Source organism: Taylorella asinigenitalis MCE3 (assembly GCF_000226625.1).
Taxonomy (GTDB): Bacteria; Pseudomonadota; Gammaproteobacteria; order Burkholderiales; family Burkholderiaceae_B; genus Taylorella; species Taylorella asinigenitalis.
In genome coordinates this window covers 120,706-139,430 of record NC_016043.1, presented here as the reverse complement: position 1 = coordinate 139,430, position 18,725 = coordinate 120,706, and the positions used below count along the sequence as shown (strand labels likewise).

Here is an 18,725-nt window from a genome sequence, read left to right as displayed (position 1 = left end):
AGCAAGGAAAACAAGCCTCCAAAACAAAGGTATCTTTTTTGTGTTATGAGAATCTTCTTCGCCTACCCATACCGATTCGTTTGATTTTTTCGATTTATTAATGTGGCAATGCCCCCGACCACTACCACTACTGCGGGTACATAAATCCAAGGAGATATGAAGAAATAATAAATTGCGGCGTAGAGTGTTTGAATTATGTATTGCATATACAACTTGTAATGAAAAAATCGGTAATTTTAACAAAAATATGCAAACCTTAATGTAACTAGATTTTTAGGTTTGGAGGCAGGTAGCGAATTTAGTCAACGGCTAGGGTCTTCAAGCTCAGCGGGCGTGAGTGGAACGACAAGGGCAATTTCTTTAGCTATTTATAATTCTTTTAGGGGCTGGTTATTCCTTCTTTGTGAATAAAGATTTAACGTATTGATTTAACGTTTACATTTTTCGAGAAATTAAAACATTCACGAACAGCCATGTCGCTATCTTTTAAGTCAAATTTTTTTAATTCGTCGCCTAGCTTTTTAATTTGTTCAGTGTAAATTTTGGGTTTGGACATTTTAATAAACGACGCATGTCCCAGATTAGCCATACATCCCTCGAAAGCTATAATTTCTCCCATTTCTTCATCGCTAATAATCGGAAACTCCTCAATTTTCCAATTTTTATAATCCAATGATATTGGGGGCGACATTATATTTAAGTTATAAGACACTCGCTTACATAAATAAAATACATTATGATTAATCTTAGGCACGCCATCTGACTCTGGCTTCAAGTACATATATTCTTTTAGTGGCAATGATGAAACAAGAGACTTTACAGCCTTACCTACATTGCGTCTATTGATATCATGTACTGGATTTTCCTTTAGAAAATCCTTCTTCCAAGAATTCCCCATTGATTTGTAAATATCGTCATCCTGCATCTGAAGACAAGAAAAAAATGCAATTTCTTCCTCTAGTTTGTCAACAATTTCAATTGAGTATGATGGATGAGATATTAATATTAAACTACTTATAAAAAGTGTTATCTGACTATAGAGTAAGTTCATATCAATCCTCAAAATTATTTTTTAATATCGAGTGTATTTCAGGCTTTTCAGACAACTTGAAGCAAAACTTAAGCACACCATTTAGATCATGATAATTTCTAAAATTTTCACTGGCAAAGTCTTTCACTTTAGGCAATAAAGTATTATTTATAAAATCTAAATGTTCATCCAATACAGATAAATCATTTGACATACGAGTAGATGTACTATTTGACTGACTGATAAAAAAATTATCACCTGACTGAGAAATACATTTTTCTACAATTAAGTTTTCAATAGCTTCTTTTTTGGTGAGTGGTGAAAATTTAATATTTTTATATTCTTGAGGCGGGGTATTTCTAGATAAAGTATTGGATACAAGAGAACAGTGATATATGGGTTCAGCAATATGACTACTCTGAGAACATGAAACACAGTTACTCTGTGTATTTTCGCGAAAATGCATTGGATGAGATTTTTCAATTTCTAAAACAGATTTAAAAATTTTTGTGTATTGGCTTTCATCAAACCAATCATTTGTTTTATATTCCTGCTCCCACTCTAGGGCGTTTTGCACTAAAAGTGGATGTTGCTGTAACGAAAAACATGAAATCAATGCAGCTTCTTTTACGTTTAAATCACTTGCAAAAGCACTGTTAGAAAACAGGTAAATCAATAAAAAGAAATACTTATTCACTGAGATACTCCTTAATGAATGACTGCAATTGACTACCCTTAGTTTTTTGATAGCACGTCATAATGGGCGATTCGGATTCAGTATTTTGAAGGATTGAAATGTTTTTAATCTTATTTACAAATTCGCTGTCAAATTGAATATTTCTGTCTTGATAGGAGTGTGATAGGTTTGACAAATATTCGTTTGAATATGTCTGCAAACAAAACTCGAATGAAAGACCTTCAATCATTTCCTTTTTTTGAATTTGTAAAAAACTTTTTAGAGAATCGTTTTCATACTTTTCAAAATATTTTCTTTGCTCAACAGCACGCTTACAAAAGAAAAGTCCATTTGAAAAATATTTTTTACTAATTCTATCCTCATCAAAAAGCTGAGGAAAATTCCATAGAAAATAAAGAATTTTAAAATCATAAAACTCAGAAGAATCGAGCAGTCCAGCCGTTCTGGAAATTAGTTTTTTACGCCATTCATTGCCCTGGTTTGCTAGATATGGATGGGGTTGATTTTCAAGGCAAATTGCAAAGGCCATTTCCTCCTCAACCTGCTCTATATTGTCTATAAAGTATTTTGCATTTGTTACTGTGACCCAACATAGACTAAAGCACACCAAAAAATAATTTATGAATTTCATCTTTGTCTACTATGCCTTTGCTGAAAATGGTAGCAGTATTTCGCAGGTACCGATTTCATATCAGAGTTATCTTTTTTGATTAAATCTTGTATAAGTGGCAATGCATCCTTGAACTCTCTACTTAACTTGATTTCGGCTTCTGTACCATCTATAAAATCTAAACCACCAAAAGAATTATTAGTTAATTCACTCATACAATTTACAAAAATAATGTTTTTTTCGTAAAACGTTTCTATACCCTTAAACAAAAGTTCATACATTGAAAAATTCTTAGGCCTTTCATTCGCAAACAAATCCACATATCTATGGCAGACGAAAAGTGGGTTTGTGTAAAAGCGATCGGGTTCCTGATATCTGTTTTTTGTTACGGAAAAATATGGAATTGGCAATGAAGATATTATTTGAACTGAATTTTCAAAAAGATGATCAAAATTTTTAGAATTGTTTTGATCATTTTTACGCAATTCTTCTAACCACATCTTACCTTGCTCTCTAAAAACGTCTAAATTTTGTGAAGCTAAACACGTAGCAAAAAATATTTCCTTAGGATAATCCGCTTCAGGTGCCTTAGCATCGGCTTTTAGAGCCATAAAGGCAACAAAGTAAAAAAATATCACTAATTTTGGTACTAATCTTTTAATATCCATAAACTCACGTAATTCAAAGCCTTATGACCAAAATAATCGTCATGGACCATATCAGGGAATTTTCCAAAATTAGTTCCAGATCCATTAAAAAGTGTTATATGCCCTGAAGCATCTTTAAAAGCTATATTAAAATACATTATTCCCTTATTTCTACCAAAATCTTCAATAGTATTTTTTTTAGAAATTTCTGGTTTACCCCACTTATAAGTCAAATATTTAACTAATACATCTAATCTATAGATTATCGGGTTTTTATTTTTGTCTGAAAAATATTGAAAACCAATTTTCTTTAAATAATAGGAGTCAATTGTATGACCTGCACCATTAAGGGCGACACTTATACGTGTAGCACAAGTATTAATGAACTCTTTCCCTAAATTTAGTGCTGCAGTACCCCCCAAATGTTTATGCAACGTAATATAATCTTTATATAAACTTCTTTGAGGATAATGTTTAGTTAGATCAATGTATTGTGGTCGGCTCATAACGGTTTCTAAATTTAAAAAAGGTGATTAATTTGCATTTTCGACCAAATAAGTTAAACCAATGTGTTAATCGCAATATAATATATCCCACTCTTATACAATAAGTGTATAACATCCTGTATTTAGCCATATTTTCCCATTGTTCAGAATAATATTTTGTTTGAAATAAATTCAAGGAGCAAATGAATTTCATAAAAACTTAATATATCCTATCGAGATTTCAAAATTCTTTTGTATTTATTTCTTATAAATTCATCTTAGATGGGTTATTCACATATTCAAAACAAGTAACTACTAGTAATGTTTAAGTATGATCTTCACTAGGTTTATAAAAGCCAATGTAATACGTAATTGGCTCCTTTAGCGATTAATAAATTAATTCATTTATAGGAAATAACATTATCAGGGTCAAATTCTAAGTTGCCTTCATATATTTTGGCCCATATAATCCCTTCTAGAGACAAGATTTTGTTGTCTTGTCCAGCAAAACAACTTGAAAAAGTAAAACTTCTCAAATTATGCCATATTCCTTTGTTTTCTTTCAATGCTGATTAAGAGATTGAACCTAAAACGGATAGAATAAAAATACTTAAATTTAATAAATCTCATACTATCCCCCAAAATAAACTTCTTTGAGTTTTATTTTTTGGATTTGACCCTTTGAGATATGTAAAGTAATCCTCGAAGGTAGGTTATTTATAATTTGTCCCATTCTATAGAGTGAATAGGGCTGTATCTTTACCAAATGGGATGTCAAAAAAATATCTCACTTTTCAATTTTAACTAACCATCAAATGGGGTTTTAATGTTTTATAAGCTTGGAGCTCCTATGATATGTGTAAGGTATTTCTTAAGTTCACTCATTCTAAAGTTAATGAGCGTTCCAACTTTAGCCATTAAAGTTTTTATTTTCAGTTTCTTAATTATTATGGAATCAATTTATAAACCCGACTTATTCTAAGCAAAACTAATCCTACTAGCACATGCATTACCGCTTTATCCAAAGCCTCGTATAAAGGTATTAGCAAATGTGATTTTGCGAATGTTACGAAAAATTATTCAATGAATTTAAAAAATAAATTTTTTATATTAACAATTCAATTATTTTAATTTTCCGAAATACTAAAATTTATCTGTCTCATAAAGATTTAAAACATTAGCTAGCAGACATACCTGAACTGCTTTTGACATTTTTCATTTGCTTCTTTGCAATATCATTCGCCCCTGGACTACGTTTTCCGCCTTACACGATTTAAAATTTCAAATATATAATTGCAATAGTCAATCTGAAATTACCATTGAAATAATAATTAAATTAAGATTCATTATCATAGCAGTTAGTAAATACTCCCAGTTATCATATTAATCTCATGCTAATTTGTCGATTTGAAATTAATAACTCCAAGAAATCAGCTAAGTTGATTTGTCCTGGTATTGGTACATTTGACGCTTTTACTGGAATGGATCCCTATACCAATAGATTGGAGTGTGCTCACATAACCTACGCTCCTATTCCTCCAGGTAGTTATTGGATTGTTGATAGACCTTTGGGACATTACAAGGAAACTCTTAAGTATTTCGGTATTAATCCCAAACCAACGCTGAAAGATGACTGGTTTGCTCTATTTAGAGTTGATAATAAAATTGACGACTTTACGACTTATAATTCAAATGAAAGAAGCCTTTTTAGACTCCATCCCAAGGTTGGAAGTGGTGTATCATTAGGTTGTATAACCCTTACATATAAAAGTCAATTTGATTTTTTAAGGGCTAAGCTTTTAAACCAAGAGCCGATGAACATTCCAAGTACAAGCATCAGAACATACGGAATCATTCTTGTTAGAGCTCTAGATTCTATTAACAGCGTATGTTAGCTAAAACCTTTAAACTTTTATTGGTTATTTATACTTTCATAGCCATTTATTATTTTGTATTTGAATTGAATGAAGAAGAATTGATAAAGTTCTTCGACTATGACCCTGAACCTTATAATGGCGAATTTGCACTAGATGTAATAATTAAGTTCTGTCTTATTTTTATTCCTATCTCATCCTTAGCATCTGCAATGCTAATCACTTCAATTGTTAATTTCATCAAATACGATGCCATTAATGTTCTTTCAAATATACACAAAATAGTTGATCAGATAATACAATTTTTTTTGTTATTAATTTCATTAAGCCTTATAGTGTGGACGCTTAACGTGTATTTAATGATAAACATCTTTAACGATGAAGAATTACAATATGCATTCACTATTTTTCATGTAATGATGAAATTCGATATTCAATCTGCCGAAGATTTTTGGGCTTACGAATATTTTCATATAGCATTTCTTATTTCTCTGGCTGTAATAATTCTGTACGTGCTTTCAAAAATATACGACATAATTTATTTTAAATATGTAAGCCCGAGATTAAGATATAAATTCTAATTTTTTGTCTTACTCTTTTCCTTAAAATACTCCAACGGAAATAATTTTTGATAATAATAATCTACTAATACATCTTCACATCGGCCATTAAAAGTGAATGTATATTCGTTCACCTCAAAATTAACTTTAGAAAATTTAAGATCAACAAAAGAAAGTATATGTTGTTTTAAAAATGTTCTTATTAGCTCTGGGAATGATTCCTGTACTATTGGCAAGTTAGATTTAACTAAACATTTATTCCCATTTTGTTCAAATTTAGAATCGATTTTTTTATCTCGTTGCATTTCTTTAAATTCGCCAAAAATTTCAGGCGAGACCAACTCAAACATTAAATTATTAGCATATGCATCTGGACAAGATAAGCTTAAATTAAAACCAAATCGCATACTATTATCAGCGTTGATTTGATCGGCAGTCAAATTCATTGGGAAAAGACTTTCTGAAGATAATTTAAACGTAATATAACGTGCATAGTAATTCCAATCATCGTCTTTAATATCTATTGGCAAAACAATTCTACTATGCTCAGATTATCTCAATGGCTCGCTACTTTTGCTTACCCCTTGTTAAATAAAGCCTATATTTATCACAAAGAACAGAAGTGATAATTGAAGGAATCTGAATACTAATCTAGGCATAAGTGTTTTATTCACTAGTAAATTCAATAAATTATAGCTTTTAAGCAACCTCATTAATTTAATGCTATCAAAAAAAATAAGTAAGTGTTCTCATTTGCCTTTTATAAAAAGTTGTATGACTTAGAATATGCTTATCGCCTTAGCCAATGTAGAATGTTGAATTTTAGACAATGCCATAACCAATGAGAAATTTTTGATTTCTGTTTACTGCTTAATTCTTATCTTTATTTGAAATTGACATCACTTATGGATAATGGGGCAAGTATACAATTTTATGACCTTCAAAATACTAAGGTTGACACCTATTAATTTCAATTTGCTGATTGTCTAAAGTTTTGTAGCGAAGTTTAAAACAATTGATGTACCGGTAATTTATCAGAGTATTAGACTCCCATGAATCTACAACTTCAACATCAACCTCATGACCTAATTTGTTTAGAATATAAATATTTGGAGATTGGATAATATTACCCAATAAACCTATAGGACCATATGAGAATATGCCAAACAATACCGTAAAAAAAGGGAGTCTAGAAGAATCCACTTCTTTTTTTTCTTATTATTACCCTTCATTCTTGTTTCAAGGTAAATTGAAATGCAAAAAAAACAGCACGGTCACAATTAAGACAAACCACCACTTTGTTAGTACCAAATAATACCAACAAGCATAGAGTGATTGAATTATGTAATCCATAATTGTAAATTTTGAGTTAGCTTATGAGATAAAGATATAGTTATTAGCTAAGATTGTCAGCACATAACTATAAACTTTGTCTGATCAGGTGAAATTCTTGTATGAATCCTACAATTTACTTTGTTACCTTTTCCTAGGCTACTTAATCTAGTAGCCTTAGAAATTTTAACATAGAACTTGTTGGCTCCTTTAATATGTTTATGTGTAGAGCCAGTAGTTTGTGATATTAACCCCCTCAACTTTCCAGGAAAACGCCTCTAGTTCTTTTTTTTAGTTTTAAGATTATGAACAGGTTTGCCCTTAACAAGCAACTTTCTCTGGTTAGGTCTTGCAACTGTACCTTTTGCAAAATTAGTATATGGGACAGGTACACCATTGGACGGAGTTTTACAAAGGTCTGGAAATCCAGTATCCAAACCTTTAATGTGAGTGATAATGAAAAGCATATTATTCTCCCTAAAAAGTTAATTAAACTATCCGGCCATTATTTATTTACCATCAAGTTTTAATAAATTTTTGCTATTAATCGTAGTGCCTCCAGCATCAATTCTAGAATTTACCTTAGCACGATATTCAATATTTCCTGCATTAATTTTATCTTTGCCTATGACTTTCTTATTTGATTTAAATAATGTTTGTCTCATGTTATAAACATTATCATTAAACTGATTTGAAGTGACTCAAGAATTTTTTGTTTTGAGATCAAAATTTATAGAATTAGAAATCATTCTGTTATGAACCATAAATAAAGTGTAACCAACAATTTGTGTATCAGCTGACAATAATGTAAAAAGATCAATATTAATAGAAAGATTTCTAGCTTTAATATTCTGAACGTTCTCAAAACCGAGAAAAATTGCTTCTTTATCATTACTACATAGTAACAAAGTTATATAAGTTTCAGAGGATCAATGAATATTAACAGAAACCAAATCACCTTCTTTCAAAGATTGTAAACAACCAGATGCTTTCCAGGCTTCAATTTTAGTTCCATCCGTAAGGACTAATTTATATTTCTCTTCTTTTGTTTGAGGAATTTTTATAATAATTCCCCTCATGTTGAAGTTTACATTGGAGCTGAAACTAATTTTATGGATTAATAAAGATTTAAAATTATCATCAATTTCGTAATATTTTTTTGGGAGGTATCTATTAAAATTTTATTAGTATTATGATTTAATTTTTTATGCATGTGAAATTACCATTGAAACAATAATGAAAATAAGATTCATTATTATTGTAAGTAGCAAATATTTAGAGTAATCATACTAATTTCATGCTTATTTGTCGATTTGAAATCAATAGCTCCAAAAAATCAGCTAAGTTGATTTGTCCTGGTATTGGTACATTTGAAGCTTTTACTGGAAAAGATCCCTATACCAATAGATTGGAGTGTGCTCATATAACCTACGCTCCTATTCCTCCAGGTAGTTATTGGATTGTTGATAGACCTGTAGGATTGATAAAAAAATTAAAAAAGGGTGTAGGTATAAAACTAAAACCAACACTGAAAGATGACTGGTTTGCTCTATTTAGAGTCGATAATAAAATTGACGACTTTACGTCTTATAATTCAAATGAAAGAAGCCTTTTTAGTCTCCATCCCAAGGTTGGAAGTGGTGTTTCACTAGGTTGTATAACCCTTACTCATAAAAGTGAATTTGATTTTTTAAGGGCTAAGCTTTTAAACCAAGAGCCGATGAACATTCCAAACACAAGTATCAGAACATACGGAATCATTCTTGTGAGAGCTCTAGATTCTATTAAAAACGTATGTTAGCTAAAACATTTAAACTTTTACTGGTTATTTTTACTTTCATAGCCATTTATTATTTTGTATTTGAATTGAATGAAGAAGAATTGAAAAAGTTCTTCGACTATGACCCTAAACCCTATAATGTCGAATTTGCACTAGAAGTAATAGTTAAGTTCTGTCTTATTTTTATTCCTATCTCCTCCTTAGCATCTTCTATACTAATCACTTCTATTGTTAATTTCATCAAATTCGATGCCATTAATGTTCTTTCAAATATACACAAAATAATTGATCAGATAATAATTTTTATTTTGCTTTTTATTGCACTCGTCTTAACGACATCCACTCTAAATTTAAATCTAGGTTTAAGTATCCTAAATGAAGAAGAAATGGAATATGCATTCACTATTTTTCATGTAATGATGAAATTTGATATGCAATCTGCTGAAGATATTTGGGCTTACGAATATTTTCATGCAGCATTTATTAATTCTCTGGCTGTAATAATTCTGTTCGTGCTTTCAAAAATATACGACTTAATTTATTTTAAATATGTAAGCCCGAGATTAAGATATAAATTCTAATTTTTTGTCTTACTCTTTTCCTTAAAATACTCCAACGGAAATAATTTTTGATAATAATAATCTACTAATATATCTTCACATCGGCCATTAAAAGTGAACGTATATTCGTTCATCTCAAAATTAACTTTAGAAAATTTAAGATCAACAAAAGAAAGTATATGTTGTTTTAAAAATGTTCTTATTTGCTCTGGGAATGATTCCTGTACTATTGGCAAGTTAGATTTAACTAAACATTTATTCCCATTTTGTTCAAATTTAGAATCGATTTTTTTATCTCGTTGCATTTCTTTAAATTCGCCAAAAATTTCAGGCGAGACCAACTCAAACATTAAATTATTAGCATATGCATCTGGACAAGATAAGCTTAAATTAAAACCAAATCGCATACTATTATCAGCGTTGATTTGATCGGCAGTCAAATTCATTGGGAAAAGACTTTCTGAAGATAATTTAAACGTAATATAATCTGCATAGTAATTCCAATCTTCGTCTTTAATATCTATTGGCAATACAATTCTACAATGCTCAGATTTTCTCAATGGCACGCTACTATTGCATACCCCTTGTGAAATAAAGCCTATGCTAAGAGCTAAAAGCAAAAGCGAAGATTTTAAAAGTTTAAAAATTAATTTAATCATATGCGTAAATTTGCTTGCAGAGTTAGAGGTTTCTATGAAAGTGCCTTTGAATAAATTAAAAGTAAATTTTAAATATCCAAGTATAAAAGCGTGATCTATAGTCTAATTATTTGGTTTTACTCTTATCCTTAAAATATTCAAATGGAAACAATTTCTGATAATAGTAATCAACTAGTACGTCTTCACATTGGCCCTTGAAAGTAAATGTATATTTATTCATTACCATATTTAATCTAGTAGCTTTTAAATCAACAAAAGAAAGCATATGGTGCTTTAAAAATATCCTTAATTGCTCTGGGAATGTTTCTTCTACAAAGGGCAAGTTAGACGATAACAAACATGTATTTCCATCTTGTTCAAATTTTGGTTCGCTATTATTTAAGTCTCCGTATATTTCATGAAATTCCTGCATAACCTTGGTCGAAAGAAACTCATGCATCAACTTATTAACAAATACAGCTGGACAGGATAAGGTGAAACCAAAACCAAATCTGACGCTTTCTGCTTTAACTAGATCGGGTCTTACATTGATAGGTTTAAGGTTGTCATGAATCAATCTTAAAAAAATGTATTCTGCATATGATTTCCAATCATCATTTCTAATCTTAATTGGCAATACGACTCTACATTGCTCAGACCCGATCAAAGGCACCTTATTTTTGCTTTCCCCAACAGAAATAAAACCTATATTTATCAAAAAGAATAGAAGTGATAATTGCAGGAATCTGAATACTGATCTAGGCATAAGTGTTTTATTTACTAGTAAATTCAATAAATTATAGCGTTTAAGCAACCTTATTAATTTAATGCTATCAAAAAAATAAGTACGTGTTCTCATTTGCCTTTTATAAAAAGTTGTATGACTTGGAATATGCTTATCGCCTTTGCCAATGTAGAATGTCGAATTTTAGACAATGCCATAGCCAATGAGAAATTTTTGATTTTTGTTTACCGATTAGTTCTTATCTTTATTTGAAATTGAAATTACTTTTGGATAATGGGGCAAGTAAACAATTTTATGACCTTCAAAATACCAAGGTTGACACCTGTCAACTTCTATTTGCTGATTGTCTAAAGTTTTGTAGCGAAGTTTGAAGCAATTGACGTACCGGTAATTGATCAGAGTATTAGACTCCCATGAATCTACAACTTCAACGTCAACCTCATGACCTAATTTGTTTAGAATATAAATATTGGGAGATTGGATAATATTACCCAATAAACCTATAGGGCCATATGAGAATATGCCAAACAATACCGTAAAAAAAAGAGAGTCTAGAAGAATCCACTTCTTTTTTTTCTTATTTTTACCTTTCTTTTTATTCTCAAGATAAATTGAAATGCAAAAAAACAGCACGGTCACAATTAAGACAAACCACCACTTTGTTAGTACCAAATAATACCAACAAGCGTAGAGTGATTGAATTATGTAATCCATAGGATTGACTTGGTAATTAAAAATAACTCACTTAGAGATGGATTTTATCGTATATAGATAAGTATGGTAAATTCATGTGAAAACAACCCTTTGTAACAGGCAGTTAATTTGCCTCGATACTAAAGTCTAAGTTTGTCAATTTGGGAAACCCAGTTTTACCATATAAGAGATTTAATTTGATTAAAATCAAAGCTCTAATTGGGTACCCAAAAACCAGCAAAAACAGGAAAAGAAAAATTAATATGTTTTCCGCTATTGAAAATAAAACTACTTTTAATTTTGTAAATTTCCACTAACAATGTTTAAATGACATTATTGAATTAGTGAGGATAACCTGAATAGGTTCTAAAATTTGATGGGATTTATAAATTCATGGACACAATAGAATTTCTTTAAATTGACTCGGAACTGTCCTATAAGAAAGTGGACAATTAATTAAATTTGCAGGACCCATACTAGTAACTCTAGTATGTGGTGCACCTTTTACTATAAATGTAAAAGAACCTGTTACATGCCTTTGTTGAGCCATAACTGTCTGTGAAACCAACCCTAAACCCACACCTGGTGTATCACCTTGAGTGATGGGTCGAAAAGACATTAAATTATGACGGGGTGTACACATAAGTAAAGTATTAAAACACACTGGTATAGTTGTTGGACCTAGTGCAATATTAGGGTATGGTACAGGAGGTACTGGGGTTTTACATACATCTGGAAAACCTAAATCCATACCACCTAACTGACAATTTGCAAACATAATTTTTCTCCTTAACCTGCTAGCATTAATTTACCATCATATTTTAGAACTTCATTGCCTTGAACGTATGTCAAGTTCCCACTCAGCTTAGCAATTCCAGTAGCCGTATGATCGAAATTCATGGCTCTTAATTCATCCTTATAAATAACGGTTTTATAAGAATAATTAGCTAAAAAATTTAATTTGTTAGAGTACACATTAAAATTTTGAGTGGTAGCTTCAAAATTACTGGTTAGCAATTTATAGTCTTGAGTTTTCACTGACATTCTTTTAGAACTAATTGAAAATAGTGCGGATGAAACTTTTAAACAAGGTGATGTAAATGTTAAATTTAAGTCCACTTCATAAGACAAGTTAACATTATCTCTATCTAGGATGTACAAGATATAATTATCTTCAAATTTATTTTTGTCCAAATTCACTAATACAACATCACCTAATACTGGTTTAATTAAGCAGCTAACTGACCTCTTACACTTTATTTCAATTTGATTATCAATAAGTACTGTGTATAGATTTGATGAATCAATTGAAATTACTTTAGCTCTATGACCAATAGTAGATTTTTCCTGATTAATAAAATCTCTATCTAAAAGATCCTTCAGAGAATTGCCAAAACCATCTTGAAAGTCGAAATCTATAGAAATTTTTTCATTAGTTTTTATATTTTTGTCAGCCATAGTTCTGCCTCCAATAAATCTTTATCATCACCTATAGAATTAATTTTATTACCCCATACAACGTCTAAATCGATAACAGAGTGAAACTTGGTACGATCCAAGCTTGATTCCAAAAAATTTGATCCAGTAATATTTGAATGAGAAAAATCTGATAGTTGCAAATTACTTTCCTTAAAATTGCATTTAACAGCTTGTGCATTCTTAAATATAGACATCGATAAATCAGAGTTTTCAAAATTGGAACCCGAAATATTTGAACCAGTAAAATTACAAATATTCATTAAAGAATTATTAAAAAGAGAATTTTCTAGGCTGCAGTCAAGAAACAAACACATTTCTAATTTAGCGTTTTTAAAATTACAATTTTTAAGACTACAAGATTTAAAACATGAATTTGATAAATCGCATCCAGAAAAATCAATATTGTCTAAGGTGCTATTTGTAAACTGGGATTTAATCAAAGAAACTTTATTAAAAGTATATTCTTCGGGCAATGAAGAGTCTATATATATAAGTGACTCAATGTCAGATAAATGAAATGATGCATTTGCCAATGAAATCATATTCGTTGTAAAATACTTAGTCTTTGAATTGGAAAAATTCAATTTAGGGCAAGCAAACTTAACTTGATGATTCAGTAAACTAAACACTTCAAGTGTGCTATCTAAGATACTTAATTCTATAGAATCAGATTCTGTAATAAAAAAATTTTTTATCGTACAACAATTTAAAAAAGTGGTTTCAAAAACTGTATAAGCAAAAGCAAATATATCAATAGAACAATTCAAAAAAATACAGTTTGAGAGCTTACAACCAGTAAATACGTTATTATTTAATTTACAATTATTAAACTTGCAATTTAAAAAAACACAATTAAGAAAAGTATTATCGATAATATCCAATTTTTCAAAATTTATATTTTTAAAAATACATCTTGTAAATTCGTAACCTTGCAATAGATTTTTATAATCAAGATTTAAATTTTCAAAGGAAAAATTTTCGATTTGATCTAGATTCAAAAATTCAGCAAACTTAATAGAATCATTGCTTTGCATTTACTAATTCCTCAATTTTGGATAAATATTCATTCTATTTAAATAGTTCTCATCGAAAACAGTATTGGCATCAACACTCAACTCTGAGACGTCTGAGGAGAAAAAACTGATTTTTTTAAGCGTACTTTTTAAAATAGTTAGTTTGTTAAAAAGCGAGAAAGATAAATCAATACCATACCAAAGGCTATCTTCTATCTTAGATCCAGTAAAAATAGAATTAGATAAATCAACTTTTGAAAATTTAGAGTTTCTTATAATTGATTTAGATAGATTAATGTATTTTAAATCACAGTTTGAAATTTCAAAACAATCAAATTCACACTGCCTTATAGTGGATAATACTAATTTTGAATCCTTTATAACGAAATGGTTTACTTTGGATAAATCTTTAATAAAAAAAGAGTCTAATTTCGAGTTTTCTATTGTAAAAGATTCGATAACAAATCTTTTATCTGTAGAAAAATTTAGACTAAGGGCTTCAGAATTAATTAATTTAATAGAGTTATATTTACCGCTGATTATTGTAAGTTTATTAATCTTGCAATTGTAAAATTCAATATCTTTTATGATTGCTCTATTGAAAGTCACAAAATAAATATTGCAATCATTAAATAAAATGTTTGATGAAACAAATCTCGTATGATTCCATAATGTAATGTTACATTTTAAAAAAATTACATTATGAAATTTAGAGTTATCATTATTAATGCCGTTTAAATCGCAAGAAATTAGTTTACAACTTTTTAGTTCTGCTTCGTTTAAATTACAATTTAAAAATTTACAATTAATGAATTCGCAGTTTTCAAACGCTGATTCTCCTAACAAGCTATCACTGAAATCAACGTCTAAGAATGAAACATTCCTAAAACTACAATGTTGCATTGGTTTTCCAGTTAAATCTAAATCCTTAAAATCCTTATCTATAATTTCAGTTTTAATTCCACTAACAGAGTACTTAAAAAGTTGATTTATATGCGTCAGCTCAACTACAGAATCGACAGCATTATTGACTGAATTCGAGTTGTAAACAATCGTAGGTGCATTGCTTTCAAAAAACATTAGAGATTTATCATCATGATCTTTAAAAAATGAATCTAAATCCGAATCTGTTTTGTTACGATTAGACGTATCAATAAATTTCCTATTTTCTACTGTTTCAATAAGTTTGTTTCTAGTCAAGCTAAATTTTTCGTTAAGATATTTTAATTTCTCATCAGGATCAACTTCAAAATTTTCAATCGACTCAATTTTTTTATTTAATTCTTTTCTTTTTGTATGTATTTTTCTAGCAGTTTCTAACACTGATTCATCTTTGCTTTCATCTAATTCTACTAGCAACTTAAGTAAGAAATCCATTTCTATATAATCTAATTCAACTAATTCAAATAATTTATATAAATTATTGGAGTCAATAGATGAAAGGATTTTTTTAAATTCCTGTGATGCAGGAGAGGAATCTGAAGTTAATTGAGCTAAAGTATCCTTTAAATCTTTTTCGAAATCTGGTTTATAAGAATAATTTCTAAAATTTAACTTTGCATCTTCAACAAGTTCCAAATCTAAATTCTCGGCTTTTTTGTTTATATCTTTAATGTTGCTTAATTTTCGTTTGAGTTCAAATAATTTTCTTTTTAGAAGTTTATTTAGAGGCACAGAGGGCAAACCCTTAAAATCAATACCCTGATCTATCAACATTTCATCAAAGGTAGCATAAAGGTTGGCTTTTCTCAGATTTGATCTAATGTTTAAAACATTTTGATAATGTTCTAAAGACCTTTTACTATGTGTTTTTTCAATAGCCAACATTAAAAAATCAAAGATATCAGCTACTTCTGAAGATTCAACTGGAGTTGAAACATGATAACTAAGAATATAAGTTTCTTTATGAGGATAAGCCAAACACGATTGTAATTTCAACTCTAAAGGTGTTTTTAATGACTTATCCCCCCTAGGCAATAAAAAAATTAAGGGCTTTAAGTCTGGAATTTTGAAATATACTATTTTTTTGTAAGGATTCATATTAGTAAATTTCATTTCCAAACCATTAATTGTAGCTAATCGCTGATCTACCGGTGAGAGATTGAAATAAGACCAATCAATATCACTTGCAAATCCAGGAAAGAATTTTTCTAGCCAATTCCTATCGTATGTACCAAGTAATTTATTTCTATTAGGAGATTCAATAGGAAGTGCGCCGAAAGTTGCTACTGGATATACTTTATCTGGATATATCACAGGTTGATTAGGATCCTCAACGTTTGGAAGAGGAGTTACAACCGTTCCATCAGGCTTAGTTATTTTTTCAGATCCCTTGCCTAATGTATTGGAAGGTACATTTTTTCCTCCAAAAGCTTTACTCAGAGAAATTGGTAACTTGTCAAAACCCTCTGGGGAGCTAGGCTGACCATTTATCCAAAACCTATCACCATAGACAGTTAAAGTTTTATTTATATTACCTGCCTCAATATTGACTGCTGACCTATTGTTTTCTGAATATTTACCATAAGCGTAGCCATTTACAATAATTTCGGGTTTATCCTTAGGCATACCAAAATCAATCAATTCACTGTTAAAATCTTTAACAGAAATAGAAGTGAAATCCTGCCACATCTGTTGCTCACTAAGTAAACGAAATTCAACTTCATCAACATTTTTGTCAATATATAAATTAACAGACAGTGATAGATATGTTTGCCTATTAAACTCGTACACCCTATAAAAAAGTGAAGTTGAAAGTGGTTTAATTATTCTCATTTTAAAGACGGATACGAATTGCTGAACGTATTCCTTGAAATACCCCTACTAGGAGTGTTAATGGGCCGAGAGATACTTCTGAATCAGCAACATCATTTTTTGATTCAGTTGCACATAATTCTGTCTTAACCAACCCAAAATCAGATTTGAGACCGTAACCAGTTATAGCAGATCCATTTAGCTTAGCTTCAACCAGTCTTTGATAAAATGAAACAAAATAAAAATCAACCTTCAATCCTCCAATCCAATCCCATTTGGCATCAGCATTAACTTTGTTATGAGGTGAATCCTGTCTAATCATTGGGGCACAAAATCTAATTTCAGGAGCTTCAAATTTAATTTTTGAGTTAGAAGATAATTCTGTACAGCCATTTACTTTTAAATTATAAGAACCTGTAACTTCATTTTTAAATGAAGATTCGTGTGTATACTTAGTTAAACCTTTGACAGTTTCTTTGAGACCTAATTTAAAATTATTTGTCACAAGTTTGTCAGTAATGTTTTCGTAAGGGCTTTCGAAAGTATCCTTAACTGGTGATTTAAATTTAAGTTTTGTGGATTTTTCGACGTTTAAAGTGTGATTATCATTTAAATTTTCCTTTAAATCACCGTTAATTCTCATTATTCTATTCTTCGAGACATTTATTGATTGGTTACCTTGAGTTAAGGTAACGTTTTGACCACCGTCTAATACCTTGTGGATTTCACCTTTTGTAATGTTAACAAGCTGACCTGAACTCTCAATATAATCTTCTCTTCTATTAAAAAACTCTGCAGTGTCCTTATCATTTATTAATGTAGTTCGAGAACCAGTGTCAACAAAAAGTTTCTCATTCCCATTATGAACTTTTACGGAACAATTATTTTCGATATTTATAAATGCATTTGGCATAGAACCCTCTATTAGTTTAATAAACTAAATCCAAAAATTGAAATCATTACTATACTTAACTCAATTCCGGCAAGTTTAATTGTATTTTTTAGTGCTTCCTCTTTCTTTTCAATTACCTTAAAATCATTTTTGTGTATCATCTTATCAATTTTCCAAGCATACTGTGTTAATTGAACTTCCGCAACTTTAGCTTCACAAGCAATTCTACTTGTGATACAAAAAGTCACATTATCTTTTTTAAACTCCCCTGCTTCAACATTTAAAAGTGCTAATAACAAATAAAGGTTGGTTTGATAGTCAATAGCACTAGTACCCAAAATATCTATAATACTATTACTGGAGATGTTGATTTTAGATGTGGATTTTATGTTGGCTTCACCACTATTTACAGAAGTTTTCCAAATAATTTTAGTTTTTTCAGTGTAACCAGAGTCACTAGTATATTTAGCCGCAGAAGATTTAACAGTTTCATCTAATGAATCCATCTCTATAGTTGTTTTCTTTAAAACATCTACCACATGAATTCCACCTATCTTATCAGTAGTTTCACCTCTAAATGTTCTGTTAGTTTCACCAGAAATAGTTTGTCTATAATCTTTAAAACAATCAGAATTGGCTAATTTAACGTCAAGAGTCCGATTCCCTTCAAGTACTGTTATTTTTTGTGATCCAGATTCAATGTTTATAGTCTGGTTACCATCAAAAACCTTATGGTCCTCACCACCACTGATTCTTGTAGTTTGTCCATTAAATATATATAACTCACGTCTGTTAGAAAAAGTATTTTTCTCTAGAAGTTTGACCTTGGTATATCTTGTACCAGTATTAACAGAATGAGTGAGGTTACCCTCTATAACTTGAGTTTCTAGATTATTTAGAATATTTTCTGTATAGTTTCCTGCCATCATACCCCCC

At 30.0% G+C, this 18,725-nt stretch carries 21 protein-coding genes; 4 read left to right on the top strand and 17 right to left on the bottom strand.

All coding sequences use genetic code 11. The features are described 5' to 3' along the window. Positions 1-415: 415 nt before the first annotated feature. The 5 genes from TASI_RS00660 to TASI_RS00640 are packed head-to-tail and all read right to left on the bottom strand — an operon-like array spanning position 416 to position 3,490. Positions 416-1,051: a hypothetical protein gene (locus TASI_RS00660; protein ID WP_014110822.1), complete on the bottom strand. Its 636-nt coding sequence runs from the start codon at positions 1,049-1,051 to the stop codon at positions 416-418. Position 1,052: 1 nt separating this feature from the next. Continuing rightward, positions 1,053-1,727: a hypothetical protein gene (locus TASI_RS00655; protein WP_014110821.1), complete on the bottom strand. Its 675-nt coding sequence runs from the start codon at positions 1,725-1,727 to the stop codon at positions 1,053-1,055. Further along, positions 1,720-2,358, bottom strand: coding sequence for a hypothetical protein (locus TASI_RS00650; protein WP_014110820.1), 639 nt, complete (start codon positions 2,356-2,358; stop codon positions 1,720-1,722). The genes TASI_RS00655 and TASI_RS00650 overlap by 8 nt, the downstream gene beginning before the upstream one ends. Beyond that, positions 2,355-3,005 carry a hypothetical protein gene (locus tag TASI_RS00645; RefSeq protein WP_014110819.1) on the bottom strand — a complete coding sequence of 217 codons (651 nt, stop codon included), beginning with the start codon at positions 3,003-3,005 and terminating at the stop codon, positions 2,355-2,357. The genes TASI_RS00650 and TASI_RS00645 overlap by 4 nt, the downstream gene beginning before the upstream one ends. Continuing rightward, positions 2,987-3,490, bottom strand: coding sequence for a T6SS effector amidase Tae4 family protein (locus TASI_RS00640; RefSeq protein ID WP_049885991.1), 504 nt, complete (start codon positions 3,488-3,490; stop codon positions 2,987-2,989). Before TASI_RS00640 ends, TASI_RS00645 begins: the two co-directional genes overlap by 19 nt. A 1,370-nt stretch (positions 3,491-4,860) precedes the next feature. On the opposite strand from TASI_RS00640, the gene TASI_RS00635 reads away from it, so the two are divergent. Next, the gene (locus tag TASI_RS00635) at positions 4,861-5,364 is read left to right on the top strand and encodes a DUF2778 domain-containing protein (RefSeq protein WP_014110817.1); all 504 of its coding nucleotides are present in this window, start codon (positions 4,861-4,863) and stop codon (positions 5,362-5,364) included. Positions 5,365-5,476: 112 nt separating this feature from the next. Here the strand turns inward: TASI_RS00635 and TASI_RS08035 are convergent, their stop codons facing one another. Next, positions 5,477-5,599 (bottom strand): hypothetical protein, encoded by a 123-nt coding sequence (locus TASI_RS08035; RefSeq protein WP_266105240.1) that lies wholly within the window; start codon positions 5,597-5,599, stop codon positions 5,477-5,479. Positions 5,600-5,702: 103 nt separating this feature from the next. Between TASI_RS08035 and TASI_RS07960 the strand changes: the two genes are divergently transcribed. After that, on the top strand, positions 5,703-5,924 hold the full coding sequence (locus TASI_RS07960) for a hypothetical protein (protein WP_228359746.1): 222 nt from the start codon (positions 5,703-5,705) through the stop codon (positions 5,922-5,924). On the opposite strand, the gene TASI_RS00625 is transcribed toward TASI_RS07960, so the two are convergent. From TASI_RS00625 to TASI_RS07835, 3 genes are all read right to left on the bottom strand, one after another. Then, entirely contained in the window at positions 5,921-6,433 is a 513-nt protein-coding gene (locus TASI_RS00625) for a hypothetical protein (protein WP_014110815.1), read from the bottom strand. The genes TASI_RS07960 and TASI_RS00625 overlap by 4 nt on opposite strands. A gap of 1,080 nt (positions 6,434-7,513) precedes the next feature. Beyond that, positions 7,514-7,702 (bottom strand): PAAR-like domain-containing protein, encoded by a 189-nt coding sequence (locus TASI_RS07740; RefSeq protein WP_014110814.1) that lies wholly within the window; start codon positions 7,700-7,702, stop codon positions 7,514-7,516. Positions 7,703-7,744: 42 nt separating this feature from the next. After that, positions 7,745-7,900, bottom strand: a complete 156-nt coding sequence (locus tag TASI_RS07835; RefSeq protein WP_014110813.1) for a hypothetical protein — start codon at positions 7,898-7,900, stop codon at positions 7,745-7,747. A 632-nt stretch (positions 7,901-8,532) separates the two neighbouring features. On the opposite strand from TASI_RS07835, the gene TASI_RS00605 reads away from it, so the two are divergent. Continuing rightward, on the top strand, positions 8,533-9,036 hold the full coding sequence (locus TASI_RS00605) for a DUF2778 domain-containing protein (RefSeq protein ID WP_014110810.1): 504 nt from the start codon (positions 8,533-8,535) through the stop codon (positions 9,034-9,036). After that, positions 9,030-9,596 carry a hypothetical protein gene (locus TASI_RS00600; protein ID WP_014110809.1) on the top strand — a complete coding sequence of 189 codons (567 nt, stop codon included), beginning with the start codon at positions 9,030-9,032 and terminating at the stop codon, positions 9,594-9,596. Before TASI_RS00605 ends, TASI_RS00600 begins: the two co-directional genes overlap by 7 nt. Here the strand turns inward: TASI_RS00600 and TASI_RS00595 are convergent. The 8 genes from TASI_RS00595 to TASI_RS00555 form a co-directional block, all read right to left on the bottom strand. Beyond that, a complete protein-coding gene (locus tag TASI_RS00595) occupies positions 9,593-10,234 on the bottom strand; it encodes a hypothetical protein (protein ID WP_044977873.1) in 642 nt (213 codons plus the stop codon). The two genes, TASI_RS00600 and TASI_RS00595, sit on opposite strands and share 4 nt — an antisense overlap. A 106-nt stretch (positions 10,235-10,340) precedes the next feature. Further along, positions 10,341-11,072 (bottom strand): hypothetical protein, encoded by a 732-nt coding sequence (locus TASI_RS00590; RefSeq protein ID WP_014110806.1) that lies wholly within the window; start codon positions 11,070-11,072, stop codon positions 10,341-10,343. 970 nt (positions 11,073-12,042) lie between these two features. After that, a complete protein-coding gene (locus TASI_RS00580) occupies positions 12,043-12,429 on the bottom strand; it encodes a DUF4150 domain-containing protein (RefSeq protein WP_014110805.1) in 387 nt (128 codons plus the stop codon). Between the two features lie 11 nt (positions 12,430-12,440). Further along, entirely contained in the window at positions 12,441-13,109 is a 669-nt protein-coding gene (locus TASI_RS00575) for a DUF3540 domain-containing protein (protein WP_014110804.1), read from the bottom strand. Further along, entirely contained in the window at positions 13,091-14,164 is a 1,074-nt protein-coding gene (locus TASI_RS00570) for a pentapeptide repeat-containing protein (RefSeq protein WP_014110803.1), read from the bottom strand. The genes TASI_RS00575 and TASI_RS00570 overlap by 19 nt, the downstream gene beginning before the upstream one ends. Positions 14,165-14,167: 3 nt before the next feature. Continuing rightward, positions 14,168-16,918, bottom strand: a complete 2,751-nt coding sequence (locus tag TASI_RS00565; protein WP_014110802.1) for a DUF2169 family type VI secretion system accessory protein — start codon at positions 16,916-16,918, stop codon at positions 14,168-14,170. Between the two features lies 1 nt (position 16,919). Continuing rightward, the gene (locus tag TASI_RS00560) at positions 16,920-17,810 is read right to left on the bottom strand and encodes a hypothetical protein (RefSeq protein ID WP_014110801.1); all 891 of its coding nucleotides are present in this window, start codon (positions 17,808-17,810) and stop codon (positions 16,920-16,922) included. Positions 17,811-17,821: 11 nt separating this feature from the next. After that, positions 17,822-18,718, bottom strand: a complete 897-nt coding sequence (locus tag TASI_RS00555; protein WP_044977871.1) for a hypothetical protein — start codon at positions 18,716-18,718, stop codon at positions 17,822-17,824. Between the last annotated feature and the right edge of the window lie 7 nt (positions 18,719-18,725).

Bases quoted from the DNA above. Each gene is read 5' to 3' on its own strand.
- TASI_RS00660 (WP_014110822.1), bottom strand. From the start codon at position 1,051: ATGAACTTACTCTATAGTCAGATAACACTTTTTATAAGTAGTTTAATA.
- TASI_RS00650 (WP_014110820.1), bottom strand. From the start codon at position 2,358: ATGAAATTCATAAATTATTTTTTGGTGTGCTTTAGTCTATGTTGGGTC.
- TASI_RS00645 (WP_014110819.1), bottom strand. From the start codon at position 3,005: ATGGATATTAAAAGATTAGTACCAAAATTAGTGATATTTTTTTACTTT.
- TASI_RS00640 (WP_049885991.1), bottom strand. From the start codon at position 3,490: ATGAGCCGACCACAATACATTGATCTAACTAAACATTATCCTCAAAGA.
- TASI_RS00635 (WP_014110817.1), top strand. From the start codon at position 4,861: ATGCTAATTTGTCGATTTGAAATTAATAACTCCAAGAAATCAGCTAAG.
- TASI_RS08035 (WP_266105240.1), bottom strand. From the start codon at position 5,599: ATGGCATCGTATTTGATGAAATTAACAATTGAAGTGATTAGCATTGCA.
- TASI_RS07960 (WP_228359746.1), top strand. From the start codon at position 5,703: ATGATAAACATCTTTAACGATGAAGAATTACAATATGCATTCACTATT.
- TASI_RS07740 (WP_014110814.1), bottom strand. From the start codon at position 7,702: ATGCTTTTCATTATCACTCACATTAAAGGTTTGGATACTGGATTTCCA.
- TASI_RS07835 (WP_014110813.1), bottom strand. From the start codon at position 7,900: ATGAGACAAACATTATTTAAATCAAATAAGAAAGTCATAGGCAAAGAT.
- TASI_RS00605 (WP_014110810.1), top strand. From the start codon at position 8,533: ATGCTTATTTGTCGATTTGAAATCAATAGCTCCAAAAAATCAGCTAAG.
- TASI_RS00600 (WP_014110809.1), top strand. From the start codon at position 9,030: ATGTTAGCTAAAACATTTAAACTTTTACTGGTTATTTTTACTTTCATA.
- TASI_RS00595 (WP_044977873.1), bottom strand. From the start codon at position 10,234: ATGATTAAATTAATTTTTAAACTTTTAAAATCTTCGCTTTTGCTTTTA.
- TASI_RS00590 (WP_014110806.1), bottom strand. From the start codon at position 11,072: ATGAGAACACGTACTTATTTTTTTGATAGCATTAAATTAATAAGGTTG.
- TASI_RS00580 (WP_014110805.1), bottom strand. From the start codon at position 12,429: ATGTTTGCAAATTGTCAGTTAGGTGGTATGGATTTAGGTTTTCCAGAT.
- TASI_RS00575 (WP_014110804.1), bottom strand. From the start codon at position 13,109: ATGGCTGACAAAAATATAAAAACTAATGAAAAAATTTCTATAGATTTC.
- TASI_RS00570 (WP_014110803.1), bottom strand. From the start codon at position 14,164: ATGCAAAGCAATGATTCTATTAAGTTTGCTGAATTTTTGAATCTAGAT.
- TASI_RS00565 (WP_014110802.1), bottom strand. From the start codon at position 16,918: ATGAGAATAATTAAACCACTTTCAACTTCACTTTTTTATAGGGTGTAC.
- TASI_RS00560 (WP_014110801.1), bottom strand. From the start codon at position 17,810: ATGCCAAATGCATTTATAAATATCGAAAATAATTGTTCCGTAAAAGTT.
- TASI_RS00555 (WP_044977871.1), bottom strand. From the start codon at position 18,718: ATGATGGCAGGAAACTATACAGAAAATATTCTAAATAATCTAGAAACT.